Annotated in this window: 11 protein-coding genes; 5 read left to right on the top strand and 6 right to left on the bottom strand. The window is 37.8% G+C overall.

Annotated features, from left to right (window positions below; all coding sequences use genetic code 11):
• Window positions 1-12: 12 nt before the first annotated feature.
• On the bottom strand, window positions 13-678 hold the full coding sequence (gene ccmB / locus ABVT42_RS12085) for a heme exporter protein CcmB (RefSeq protein WP_353895936.1): 666 nt from the start codon (window positions 676-678) through the stop codon (window positions 13-15).
• Window positions 675-1,319: a cytochrome c biogenesis heme-transporting ATPase CcmA gene (gene ccmA, locus ABVT42_RS12080; RefSeq protein ID WP_353895937.1), complete on the bottom strand. Its 645-nt coding sequence runs from the start codon at window positions 1,317-1,319 to the stop codon at window positions 675-677. Before ccmA ends, ccmB begins: the two co-directional genes overlap by 4 nt.
• Window positions 1,320-1,429: 110 nt before the next feature.
• Here ccmA and fliK point away from each other — a divergent pair, with 110 nt between their 5' ends.
• The 4 genes from fliK (at window position 1,430) to ABVT42_RS12060 (ending at window position 6,974) form a co-directional block, all read left to right on the top strand.
• Window positions 1,430-3,556 carry a flagellar hook-length control protein FliK gene (gene fliK / locus ABVT42_RS12075; protein ID WP_353895938.1) on the top strand — a complete coding sequence of 709 codons (2,127 nt, stop codon included), beginning with the start codon at window positions 1,430-1,432 and terminating at the stop codon, window positions 3,554-3,556.
• Window positions 3,557-3,626: 70 nt separating this feature from the next.
• Window positions 3,627-4,049, top strand: a complete 423-nt coding sequence (locus ABVT42_RS12070; RefSeq protein WP_353895939.1) for an EscU/YscU/HrcU family type III secretion system export apparatus switch protein — start codon at window positions 3,627-3,629, stop codon at window positions 4,047-4,049.
• A 40-nt stretch (window positions 4,050-4,089) separates the two neighbouring features.
• The gene (locus ABVT42_RS12065) at window positions 4,090-6,690 is read left to right on the top strand and encodes a sensor domain-containing protein (RefSeq protein WP_353895940.1); all 2,601 of its coding nucleotides are present in this window, start codon (window positions 4,090-4,092) and stop codon (window positions 6,688-6,690) included.
• Between the two features lie 113 nt (window positions 6,691-6,803).
• Window positions 6,804-6,974: a DUF6316 family protein gene (locus ABVT42_RS12060; protein ID WP_353895941.1), complete on the top strand. Its 171-nt coding sequence runs from the start codon at window positions 6,804-6,806 to the stop codon at window positions 6,972-6,974.
• Between the two features lie 70 nt (window positions 6,975-7,044).
• On the opposite strand, the gene ABVT42_RS12055 is transcribed toward ABVT42_RS12060, so the two are convergent.
• Window positions 7,045-8,211: a cystathionine gamma-synthase gene (locus ABVT42_RS12055; protein WP_353895942.1), complete on the bottom strand. Its 1,167-nt coding sequence runs from the start codon at window positions 8,209-8,211 to the stop codon at window positions 7,045-7,047.
• 46 nt (window positions 8,212-8,257) lie between these two features.
• Window positions 8,258-9,241 carry a PLP-dependent cysteine synthase family protein gene (locus ABVT42_RS12050; RefSeq protein ID WP_353895943.1) on the bottom strand — a complete coding sequence of 328 codons (984 nt, stop codon included), beginning with the start codon at window positions 9,239-9,241 and terminating at the stop codon, window positions 8,258-8,260.
• 638 nt (window positions 9,242-9,879) lie between these two features.
• Between ABVT42_RS12050 and ABVT42_RS12045 the strand changes: the two genes are divergently transcribed.
• On the top strand, window positions 9,880-11,880 hold the full coding sequence (locus ABVT42_RS12045) for an EAL domain-containing protein (protein WP_353895944.1): 2,001 nt from the start codon (window positions 9,880-9,882) through the stop codon (window positions 11,878-11,880).
• Window positions 11,881-12,027: 147 nt separating this feature from the next.
• Here ABVT42_RS12045 and ABVT42_RS12040 read toward each other — a convergent pair whose 3' ends face one another.
• Complete coding sequence (locus ABVT42_RS12040) at window positions 12,028-12,693, bottom strand: SDR family oxidoreductase (RefSeq protein WP_353895945.1); 666 nt, start codon at window positions 12,691-12,693, stop codon at window positions 12,028-12,030.
• A gap of 111 nt (window positions 12,694-12,804) precedes the next feature.
• Complete coding sequence (locus ABVT42_RS12035; RefSeq protein WP_353895946.1) at window positions 12,805-13,287, bottom strand: FKBP-type peptidyl-prolyl cis-trans isomerase; 483 nt, start codon at window positions 13,285-13,287, stop codon at window positions 12,805-12,807.
• Window positions 13,288-13,380 lie beyond the last annotated feature (93 nt).

The following is a 13,380-nucleotide window of genomic DNA, read 5'->3' as shown; positions in this document are numbered from 1 at the left end:
CCTTCTATAAACCTAATCAATTGAAACTTTCATGGCAGCTGCCGCCGCAAAAGGTGAAAGAATCGTACTTAAGATTAAAATAGCCGTTAAAATTGCAATCTGACCGTTATAAGGTCTACCAACAGAAGCGGCTTCCACTGTCGATGCCCCAAAAATTAGAACCGGAATAAACAAAGGCAAAACCAGTAGAGTTAACAATACTCCACCATTGCGTAATCCCAGCGTTAAAGTCATCCCTATGGCACCAATGAAACATAGACTCGGTGTCCCCAATAATAGTGCCAACATTGCCAGCCAGTTAGCCTGTGCATCCAAATGCAATAATACGCCAATTATTGGCGCCATAAGCACTAAAGGCAGCCCAGTTACAATCCAGTTTGCTGTTGCTTTAGCAATAATAACTGTATGTCCAGAAACCCCACTAAGTAGCAGTTGCTCTAAACTGCCATCTTCATAATCTGTGACATAAAATGCCTGTAATGATAACAATAAACTAAGCAGCGCAGCTACCCAAATAACCCCTGGTGCTATAAATGCCAATTGCATCGGCTCAGGCGTTACCGCTAATGGAAACATAGTGGTTACCATCAGGAAAAAAGCCAGCGGATAAACAAACTCAGATGGGCTTTTCATCACCACCGACAGCTCGCGGTGTATCAAGCTTAAAGCGTGACTCATGTCAGGGTCACCTCTTGTAAATTTTGAATACCACTGATCGGCTGATGAGAGGTAATTAACAACATCCCTCCCTTGTTTAAATGCTGATTACAGTGTCCTTCGAGCGATTTTTGGCCATCAATATCTAGCGCCACCATTGGTTCATCAAGAATCCAAAATGGTACAGGCTCGGTTAAAATACGTGATAATGCAACTCGACGTTTCTGCCCCGCCGACATATAAGCCACCGTTTCGTCAAAATAGTCACCAATACCAAACTGGCTGAGCGCATTTAAAATACTAGTTTTGTCAGCAGGAAAGCGGAGTTTGCGGTAAAAATTTAGATTTTGCTCGGCGGTTAATTTGGGCTTTAACCCGAGATGGTGGCCAATATAAAGTAGTGACTGATAATAATCTGCTGATTGCTTAAAAATAGACTCACCATTCCAACAGATTTGTCCCTCAAAGTTTTGATTCAATCCACAGACCGCACGTAGCAACGTTGTCTTGCCTGCCCCATTATGGCCACGAACCTGAATGCACTCCCCCGCAGAAAGCGTAAAACTCACAGGGCTAAATATGGGGGTCTCAGAGCGAAAAACAGACAAATCAGTAATTGATAACTGATTTTTCAAGCTGTATTGTTGCTCAAGTGATGCCACAAAAACCTCTTATAAAGCCACAAATTTTTTCGGGCTTTATGAGCCCATTCAAAACAGCGGCTATACTATATCAATGGCATTCGTTTTACCAATATTACAAGGCAAATAGTGTGCGTATTCCAAGAGTTGAGAACCAAGCTAGTCATTCTAAGACGACTTTGATTGATAAAAGCGTCGCTCAATTGTTAGCTGGTTTTCAAAATCGGTCTTTTGAGGTGAACAAAATCGTTTTGAGTGACTCTCAATTAATTCAAGTTGCCCTGAGCCCATTAAACAATAAGCAACTTGCACAGACTTCCGCAACCTCGAATCTACAATTGTTGTTGCCCAACGGGCTAGTTAAATATTTCAGCGAAATATCCAGCGGACAAACAAAACCACAAGTACAACTTGCCGTTGTCAATAATCAGCTCCAATTAAAACTATTCACTAACGACTCTAAACCAAATCAGGCAATATCAGTCATTTTATTTAATCAGGCAAAACTCAGTCAGCTCAAATCAGGCGAATACCAAATAACTCTTTTAAGTCCAACTCGACAGAATGATTTACAGGCAACAGCAGCTAATCTCCTCAATAGCAGCACGCAAACTAATAGTCGACTGAATAACAGTCCACAAAATAGCGGTGTACAAAATACAACCAACAACACTTTGCTTCAACCAGGTTTAGCCAATGACGCAAAGCGCTCTCCATCAAATCAGACAACACTGAATATCAACAACCAACCTGTGACAACCGAGCAAATCCCTTTGAAGCAGGCTATCAACGACTTTTTAGCCAAAACAGTATCTTCACCGCGACCATTGGCTTATCACTTAAATCAATTAACTCAACTCGAGAGCAAATTGCTCAATAGTTTAAATGGAAAAGAACTTACCTCAACAAAAATACCATTTATTCAATTTAATCGAGACTCAACCGTCGAAATAATGTCTAAATTCAGCAGCCTATCTGGTAAAAGTGATTTACTCGATGGATTGTCTCGACTATTTAATCTGTTAAATCAACTACGCAACGGTATTGATTTTTCCCGTCAAAATAAAAAACTCAATATTGCAAATCGATTACAGTCCAGTGGACATTTTTTAGAATCGAAGTGGGCTTCAACCGCTAGCATTGATCAGCCAGCAAAACAAAAGTCTTTCGCACTACAACAGGCTCAACCGACCAACGCGCCATTGAACCTGAAATCCCATAAAGAAAACCAACAACCATTAGCCAAAACACAATTACCACAAACGCTCTTGCAATCGAATAAACAGTCAGAAAAAAATTTACAAACAACTCACATGTCTGAAACTCAACAGCCAACCGAAAACATGGGTAAATCGCTCAAACAAAGCACAGACTTAAAATTTATTAGTTTGCAAATTAAAACTCTGTTAGAGCAATTAAATAACATTACAAATACACATCTATTTAAGCCCATTCTGGCAGATAAATTATTTAAACAATTAATCACAATGCCAGAGTTACAATTAATCATTAGCGCACTTAAAATAGATCATTCAGGTACCGCTGAAAAAAGCTTATTACCAGCGGCAACTCAGGGCAGTCCATCGACGGCCTCAGCTCATTTATCTTCAAGCAACACACAGCAAGCAAATCCATCTCAGTCAATAGTCAGTCAACAACATCAAACCGAAAATCTGAATAAACTCTTATTTCGTTCATCCGAATTAAACCGTCTATTTGAATCCTTACAACATTTCGATAAGTCATCGGCAAAAATGACATCACAACAGATACAATTGCTTGCAAATAATCAACAACGGATTTTGGGCGAAATGCTAAATGAAATTAATCAGACTTTGGTTAAGATTGAACACAATCAGCTATTAAGTTTAAAAAATGAATCGGTTAGTTTGCAACAGTTTTTAGTTGATATGCCAATCTTTCACAAGGGAAAAATTGATTCATTTGAATTGCTTTTTGAAGGTGAAGGCCAACACAATAAAAAAATGGTGAAAAAAAGTTGGAGTGTAACCATTAGATTCGACTTAGCCCCGCTTGGTCCAATGTTTGCGCGAGTCACCTTATGTGGAGAAAGAATTTCTACACGCTTTTTCGCCGCTAAATCCTCGACCAACGATTTATTAATTGATAACCTTGATCGATTAAAAGATTCATTTTTAGCAGCAGGGCTGGAAATTGAAGAGTTGAACGGGAATCAAGGTATTGTACCTGAAACCTTATTGGACAATGTAGAATCCAAAGTCGATATGCGGATTTAGTCGAACATGATGCCATCGATTAAAATAAACTCAGTATTTAAATTAACCATACAATCAGGTTTATATTGTAATGAATAGTAAAAGCGCTGGCTCAACATCAGACACACCGCTTCATTCAAAAAGCCAGCAAAAAAACAAGCTACAAGCAGCCGCACTGAAATATGATGGTCAAAAAGCGCCTACGCTGGTTGCCAAAGGTAGTGGCGAGTTGGCGAAAAGAATTATAGCGAAAGCCGAGGAAAATAATATCCATATTCATCAAGATCCAATACTGATTGATGTATTAGCCAGATTAGAATTAGGCGATGAGATTCCACCATCACTTTATCTTGCGGTTGCAAAAATTATTGCTTTTGCATATTTCCTTCAAGGAAAACATCCAGATAACTATCACTCTACAGACCAACATTCAAACTTGTCCATAGAGCAGTCGGTTTCTGATGATAAAGCGATTGATTTAACTCAAAAAAATACTTCCGCTAAAAATGACTGAGACGCTATACTTAGCATAATTTAATTATAACGATGTATTAATGACGAACGATAACCTAAAACAACAAAAAGATAGTCAGCTTAAAGCAATCTATAGTTTGTTTATTCTGGCAGTGATGGGTTTCGCCATTTTATTATTACTTCAGGCTATTTCTCTTAGCAGAACGCAAATCAACTATCAGAATGAGCTAATGAACTCAGTAAGTCAGTCTATTTTAAAAGAACTGACACAAACCATGAATACTCAACGCTTAAAAATAGCCTTGTTTTTAAGTGCCAATCAAAAAGCTTTTGAACGACAAGCCAGTAATCCTAAAAATGTTGATGAGAAAGGTTATATTGATTTACTACATAAAATGCGCAACGAACTGCCCTCAAGCCGTTTATATACGATCATTTCGCCAAGCGGTATTAATTTACTCGAACATATTACAGGTAACTTTTTACCAGATTGCCTCGAAGAAGTCTCAGAGACGACTCAACTTGGACAACAACAGCGTTTATTTTTACATCGCAGTAAAAGTTCGGCGCACTACGATTTAATTCAACCTCGTCACCCCGGTAATCCGCAAAAAGGCTATATTTTTGTAGCCTTTAATATTGATTTTATTGCCAACCTGTTACAAAAGTATCAACTTCCATTTCAACAGTTGTTTTTGTTAAGAAATGATAAAACAGGGTTTATTGAGGTTTCATCAGAGACAACAACAGAATTGGTTGGGACAAACATTCTCGATCAACAAACTCTGGCTGATTTTGAACATTCGCTTTCCATTCCCAATACTCGCTGGAGTTTTGCGATTAGACTCGACCCACAAACTAAATCGCAATTACTCAATAAAGCGTTATGGCAGTCGCTCATTACCTGGACCATAATTACCCTATTATTATTTTTTGTATTACTTTCAATAAAACGTAACCTCGAGTCAAAATACATATCTCAGTTAGAGCTAAACGAGTCTCGAAAAAAAGCGGAAATTTTAATTAATTCAGTTGTCGAGGCAGTATTTTCAGTTGATCGAAATTTTAAAATTACCTTTGCTAACTCCAGTGCCAAAGCATTACTCAACATGACAACACCAGAATTACTTGGCAAACCTTTTCCTTCAGTGTGCGAATTATATAATTTGCAAGAAACACAAATTCAATCATTTAATCGTCTAATTGAAAATTTTCAAGACAACCAAATTCCAGAATATTCAAATTTGACTTTAAAATTACCTGATTTGACGCATATTCCTGTTGCGGTTAAATTTGCTTTAATTCACGATAATGAAGCACAAGTGAAGGGATTTGCTATCACGATTGAAGACTTATCAACTGCTGTTGAACTTTCAAAACGCTTAGTTTATCAAGAAAGTCGGGACAGCCTTACTGGATTGTTTAACCGACGTCATCTTGAGAAAACCTTAAGTAAAATTCTTGAGCACAGTAAACAGGGACTGACTAATTCTCGACCGGCTATTATTTTGATAGATCTCGACAAATTTCAGCTACTCAACACTTCATTTGGGTTTGAAGCAGGCGATGAATTTCTAAAACGATTTGCAATTTTATTACGCAAATCAATTCCAGGTAATGATTTACTCAGTCGTCTCAGTTCAGATGAGTTTGCCGTAATTATTAAGAATGCCGGTGATCAAGAGTTAGTCAGTATTTGTGAAAATATAAAGTCGGCTGTCAGAAAGTTCGAGTTTGACTGGCGAGGTGAAAATTTAAATGTCAGTATTTGTCTTGGGGTGGTAAAAATAGATGCTAATTTTTCAGACATCAATGATGTCTTATCAGCTGCCGATCATGCTTGTCGTCTGGCAAAAACCAAAGGCACAAATATTACTCAGTTTTACGAAACAGATGACCCCGAAATTCAGCTTAGAACGCAAGAAGTTACAAAGCTGACCGATTTGAAAAAAGCACTCAATCAAAATAATCTGCTACTTTATCGCCAGGCAATTGTTGGTATTGACACCAACAATAAGAGCCAACAGAAATATGAGATTTTAGTCAGAATCAAAGACCAAAATGACAATATTATTTTGCCTTCAAACTTTATACCTGTGGCAGAAAAATATGGTTTTATGGCTAAAATAGATTTTTGGGTATTAGCGCATACTTTTGAATATTTAGCCGCACAAGGCGAACGAGATAGCGCGTTATATAACATAAACCTGTCAAGCAAAACGCTAAGCGAGAAAAGGCTTATCGCTTTTGTTGAATCATTATTTAGTCAATTTTCCATTGCGCCAAGTAGAATTAATTTTGAGATTACCGAAACTTCGGCGATTTCTTATTTGGAAAACGCACTGGATTTTATGTACGCAATGAAATCCAAAGGGTGTACCTTTTCATTAGATGATTTTGGTACTGGCCTGGCTTCTTTTGATTATCTGAAAAAACTTCCTATCGACTTTGTTAAAATCGATGGCGTTTTTGTTAAAGACTTAGCAAGTAACCGCAATGATCGGGTATTTGTTGAAGCTATTCATAATATTTCAGCTCAATTAAAGATAAAAACTGTCGCCGAATATGTAGAAACAGAAGAAATATTTAATATTATCAAAGATATAGGAATTGATTACGCACAAGGCTACCACTTACAAGAACCTGAGTACTGGTATTCAATATCGAATAACAATGGCTAATGTCTTACAAAAATTAAGGATATTACTGATAGGAGATATACGGCAAATTGTCTATAATTTTTCCATCAGCTTAAGATAAGTATTTAAATAGCTAATCAGTACAGGAGACAACAATGGTAAATCAAGTCAGTCAACGAAATGATCGCGTCTATTATAAAGCAACCGGTTGGTTTTTCGCGACTCGTGAAGGACTGGATATGGGACCATTTCCTAGCAGACGTTCCGCCGAAAATGAAATATTCTGTTATCTACGCAGTATGCGTCGACTGACATCCAAAAGATAGTCCTTAAACATTACCAACAAAAAAAGCTGATAAAAACCAGCTTTTTTGTTTTCAATACCACCGAGAAAGTTTAAATTCTTTCCAGTGCCTGTTTGATGTCATCAATTAAGTCTTCAACATCTTCAATACCAACACTTAATCTAACCAGATTATCTAAAATGCCAAGTCGTTTACGTGTTTCTTTAGGTACAGAAGCATGCGTCATAATAGCCGGATGATTGACCAAACTTTCGACCCCGCCGAGACTTTCAGCCAAGGCAAAAATATTTAAGTTTTGCATAAACTGGCTGGCAGCCGCTTGTCCACCATTCACCAGAATTGAAATCATACCACCGTAGCCCTGCATTTGTCGGTTAGCTAACTCAAATTGAGGATGATCCGATAACCCTGGGAAGTAAACAGCGCCAACTTTAGGATGTGCAGTTAACCATTGAGCAATACGGATACCACTTTCGTTGTGGCGTTGCATTCTTAACGCGAGAGTTTTAACCCCACGCAGCGCCAGATAACTGTCAAATGGGCCAGCAATTCCACCAGCAGAGTTTTGTAAAAATGCCATTTGCTCAGCAATTTCCTGATTATCGCCTACTACGGCAATTCCCCCTACCATATCAGAATGCCCATTAATATATTTGGTAGCAGAGTGCATCACAATATCAAATCCCAATTGCAATGGCTTTTGATTATAAGGTGTTGCAAATGTGTTATCGGCAACAGCGATGATTCCATGCTTTTTAGCCAACGCGGCAACTGCTTCCAAATCGACTAACTTAAGCATTGGATTAGTTGGCGTTTCCACCCATATCAGTTTGGTATTTGGCTTAATTGCCGACTCTAATAATTGTAAATTAGTCATGTCCACAAAATCGAACTCAATACCTGCCGAACGCTTACGGACCTTGTCAAACAGACGAAAAGTGCCGCCATATAAATCATCCATAGCAATCACATGGTCACCACTGTCGACCAATTCTAAAATAGTTGCTGTCGCAGCCATACCGGAGGCAAATGCATAGCCACGGGTTCCCCCTTCAAGACTGGCAATACATCGTTCATAAGCAAAACGTGTCGGATTTTGAGAACGTGAATATTCAAACCCCTGATGCTCACCAGGCGCAGCTTGAACATAAGTAGAAGTCTGATAAATTGGCGGCATAACCGCACCAGTAGATGGATCGGGACTTTGTCCACCATGAATAACAAGACTGTCAAATTTTAATTGATTATTTTCACTCATAATTTTTCTCAGTTTTATTAAATTGTAATTTTGTTTGAAGGTGGGATTAGTCAATAAATCCTTGTGCTTTCATCCATTCATCATTGTAGAGCTTAGAAAGGTAACGGTTACCAGTATCGCAAATTAAAGTGACAACATTCTTTGCTTCAGTTTGTTGCTGGCAATAATCTAATGCAGCACGCAATAATGTTCCGGTAGATGAACCAGCCATAATACCTTCTTTAGCAAGTAATTCACGCGCGGCAAACATAGCGCGTTTATCAGGAATTGTATAAGCATGATCAATTAATGACAAATCACAAATTGATGGAATAAAGTCTTCACCAATTCCTTCGACCAACCAGCGACGAGGCTCTATTCTTTCACCAGTATTATGCAAAGGCGCCAAAATTGACCCTTCAGGATCAGCAAGAACAATATCGACAGCAGAACTTTGTGATTTGAGATAGCCGCCAACTCCACTTAATGTTCCGCCAGAACCAACACCACAGACAAAAGCATCAACTTTACCCTCTAGCTGTTGCCATATTTCAGGTCCGGTGGTTTTGCGATGGGCTTCAACATTGGCTGGATTAGCAAACTGATTGATAAAATACCCTCCTTTCTCTTCCGCGATTCGAGCCGCAAGATCTTGGTAATATTCAGGATGCCCTTTAACTACATCAGAGCGAGTACGGATAACTTTAGCTCCCATTGCAGTCAGATTATATTCTTTTTCCATGCTCATTTTATCAGGCATGACAATTAGTAGAGGATAACCTTTTTGTGCCGCCACCAACGCTAGTCCTAAACCAGTATTTCCAGCCGTTGCTTCAACGATTAGCTGCCCAGGTTTTAATTTACCTTCTTGCTCGGCGGTTAAAATCATGTTCAACGCAATTCGATCTTTAATTGAACCCGTTGGATTATTGAGTTCTAATTTACCAAATAAGCGACATTTCCCTGTATCCAGATTATTCAGTTCTATCATTGGCGTATTACCAATCATGTCAATAACATTTTTATAGAGAGTATTTTGCTCAACTGTCACAATAATTGCTCCATTAGTTACGAAATTTGCGGCTATATGAATAAAGAGAATACTTTATCACAATTGGTTATACACCCCTAGTATCAATACCTGTAAGTTATAAAAATTTAATCTGGCAGCAATCTCACGTTTGCCAGCAATGAAAAGAGGAACTTGTCACAAATTTAATGGGTTATATCCCCTTCAACTTGAGACAAGCATAAATTCATTTATGCTATGTACAAGGTTCTTACTTATGTTGGACTTGGAAAACTAAAAGCGTATAAAAATTATAACTTTTAGTCTGAATGTCCATATTAATTTGTAAAAACCGGACTTGTAACTTGCTAGCATGTGCTTATCCGTTCATAATTCATACAAAACTAAAATGACTGCATGAATTCTATTGATTTCTGCGCCTTTATATATGAATAATGACTAAACTAATAATAGCATTTAACCTGTCAGTAAATTGAATTGGGTTTTAGTCACGATCTGTCGATGTTTTGTGACTGATAATTCGAGTAAAATAATCAAGCAGTATCCAATGCGAAGACTGCCAGAATAAAATAACCAGAAAAAATAATATTTAAACTCTGATGTAACGGGCTGTGAAAATTAGAAATAAATCACTATCATTTAGAATTCAGCTAACTTTAATGATGACAATCATCATTATGTCAATGCTACTAATGATAAGTGCCCTATTCTATTTCAAAATATATGGCGATATTGAGACCTATATCACTCAAAAAATTTCCAGCGAAACACAATTACATGCATTGAATTCAGTTACCAGTGTTGTAAATAAAGATGATAATCTGGCTACCGAATATACTCAGCAATTAAAAGATCACGAAACTATTGATGTTGCTGCAGTATTTTTAGCCAACAGCAGTTTATTAGGATATACCTCAAAAATTCCGGGTTCTCCAGTTCCAGAACTCACCTCAACTCAACGCATCAGTTTAACTAAAACACATTTAATTGCTGTAGAGCCGATTATAGATGATCGCAAAATCATTGGTTACTTTTACACCAGTCATGAGCTCACTCGCTTATTTAATAATAAGCAAGATTATATTGTTTTTATCATTTTAGTTTTCTTTGCAAGCCTGGTGATTGCAATAATTACAGCGGGATTTTTCCAAAAACTATTGACACTACCTATTCGGCGTATGGTCAGACATATCAATGCAATCTATCAATCGAATAATTTTGAGAAACGCTTAAAATCAAAGCGCAATGATGAAGTTGGACGTCTGATAGCAGAATTTAACCAAATGCTTGACGCAGTTCAAGAACGCGAAAATGAATTAACTATGCATGGGAAACAACTACAACGCTTAGTAGAAGTGAGAACAGAACAACTTTATCAAAAAGCACATTTCGATTCACTTACTGGACTCCCCAATCGCTATTTATTAGTCGATCGTTTACATCAGGCAATATCAAAATCTTTTCGTAATAAAACGAATCTTGCATTGCTTTTTCTAGACTTAGATCGCTTCAAAATTATTAATGATAATCTGGGCCATCAAAATGGCGATTTATTATTAAAAGAAGTCGCTAAACGTTTGTCAAAACTAGCGCGCGAAGGCGATACGGTTGCCCGACTAGGTGGTGATGAGTTTGTATTTTTATTAGAAAATCTTTCAACACCTAAAGATGCAGCGCGTACTGCGCGGCGCATTATTGATAGCTTTCGTACACCATTTCGTCTACAAGAACATATTTTACATGTCTCTACCAGCATCGGGATCAGTATATACCCTGATGATGGAACTGATGATAAAGTCCTTCTTAAAAATGCAGATATCAGTATGTATCACGCCAAGGAAAAAGGCCCTGGGCAATTTAGCTTTTATACACAAGATATGAATGAAACTTCAATGGAACGTTTAGCCATTGAAAGCAACTTGCGTCAGGCGATCGACAACAATGAATTTTATTTAGTTTATCAACCTCAAATGCGACTTAAAGATAATCAATTTAAAAATGTTGAAGCACTTTTGCGCTGGAATAACAAAGAAGTTGGTAATATTTCTCCCGGTATATTTATTCCAATTGCCGAAGAAACCGGTGTTATTAATCAAATTGATTTATGGGTAATTACCAAGGTATGTGAACAAATAAAAAGTTGGCAAGAACAAGGTTTAACCGATATAACCGTGGCGGTTAATGTATCTGCAGGCCACCTGATCAGCGATACCTTATTGGAACATTTAAAACGGCAAATATTAATCAACCAGATTCATGCCAGCCAATTAGAAATTGAAATTACTGAGGCGGTATTTGTCGAACATACAGAACGAACTATTGCTACTCTGCGTTCTATTAAAAAGCTGGGCGCCAAAATTGCCATCGATGATTTTGGAACCGGATATTCTTCCTTACAATATATTCAAAATTTTCCTGCCGATACATTAAAGCTTGATGGCATGTTTATTCGTGACTTAGAAAATAATGATTCCAGTCAGGGAATTGTTCGCTCATCAATTATTCTGGCTCACAGTTTAGGTTTGGAACTCGTTACTGAATGTGTTGAGAACCAATTCCAACTGGATTTTTTGCGCGAGCATCATTGTGATCTGGTTCAAGGTTACCTTCTTGCTAAACCAATGCTCCCGCATGAAATAATGGTATTGTGTAATAGTTAGCTCTTTACTGACGATAACCTGACAAAACATTTTCTTTTGCAGATAATAGAACAGTGTTGAGCAACATTTTTAGCAACCCTTTTAGTCATTGTTTTTAGCCATTCTTTTTAGTAATTCTTTTAGCTACCCAGTTGAATAGTCCAAGAGCTACCAAGGAAGAATTTCACCATTAGCATGCCAAAATGTTCCTGTATTTTCCGGTGTTAAACCTTCAATTCGTTCAAACAACCGCTGTGCTGCGCTTTCTGGCGAGACTTCACCGCCCCAGTTAACCATTTCGGTACTGACATAGCCCGGATGTAATATAGCAACAGAAATTCCCGAAGCACGTAAGTCAATTGCCAGTGATCGGCCTGCAGCATTTAAAGCAGATTTCGACATTCTATAACCATAACTTCCGCCAGAAGAGTTATCTGCAACAGATCCCATTCGGCTAGTGATTAATGCAATTTTGCTTCCTTTTTTTAGAGCGGGTAAAACTGCATCCACAATACGCAAAGGTCCAAGAGAATTGACTTGAAACATATTCAACGCATCATCGAAGTTAAAATCCGAAATTGAAGAGCGTCGCAATATACCGGCATTATTTATAACTATATCAATGCCACGATTTTGAACAGATTGACGCAAGTGTTTAATTGATTCAGACTCACTGACATCGATCCCTTGAATGATTTCAACAGGAATCGATTCAAGTGCTTGAGATGACTGCCGGCAAACAGCTATAACATGAAAGTCAGATGCCAGATAAATGTTACATAGTGCCAACCCAATTCCTCGGTTTGCCCCCGTAATAAGTACCGTTTTTTTCATACGCTTTCTCCTGCTTCACTCTTTTAATTTGGTAAAAGTATTCAATATGACCTAAATGAAAAAGCCCAAATAAATTTGGGCATCTAATATTCATCAACATCGATAATTCAATTAGTGATGATGTCCACCAACACCATGTGCGTGACCATGCGCTAACTCTTCATTAGTGGCTTCTCTCACATCGATAACATCAACATCAAAGGTTAGTGTTTTACCCGCAAATGGATGATTAAAATCAACCGTCACCATAAACTTGCCAACTTTTACCACTGTCACTTGACGTCTCCCCTGTTCAGTTTGAACCACTCCAATCATTCCTTTTTTCCAGTTTTTAGCTCCATGCAAATGTTTTACTGGAATACGTTGCTCTGCATCAGGGCGAATTTCACCATAAGCCTCTGCGGGTTCGAGGATTACACTAAACTTATCACCTACCTCATGTCCTTCCATTGCGGCTTCAAGACCTTTAAGTAAGTTGTTATGACCATGCAAGTAAGCCATTGGTACTTTATCATCAGATTCTTCCAGTGTATTTTGAGCACTATCAGATAATTTATAGTTAAACTGCACAACCTTATCTTGTTCTATTTTCATATTTTTTTCTCGGAATTATTACCTTAATGCCAGCTATTATACCTTGCTTAACTCCCCTTAAATAGAGATAGATAATCCGAAGTCATCGGGTTA

Origin of the sequence: Aliikangiella maris (assembly GCF_040719265.1) — a bacterium.
Taxonomy (GTDB): domain Bacteria; phylum Pseudomonadota; class Gammaproteobacteria; order Enterobacterales; family Kangiellaceae; genus Aliikangiella; species Aliikangiella maris.
The sequence above is the reverse complement of the archived record's forward strand: the minus strand, read 5'-3'. Positions and strand labels throughout refer to the sequence as shown.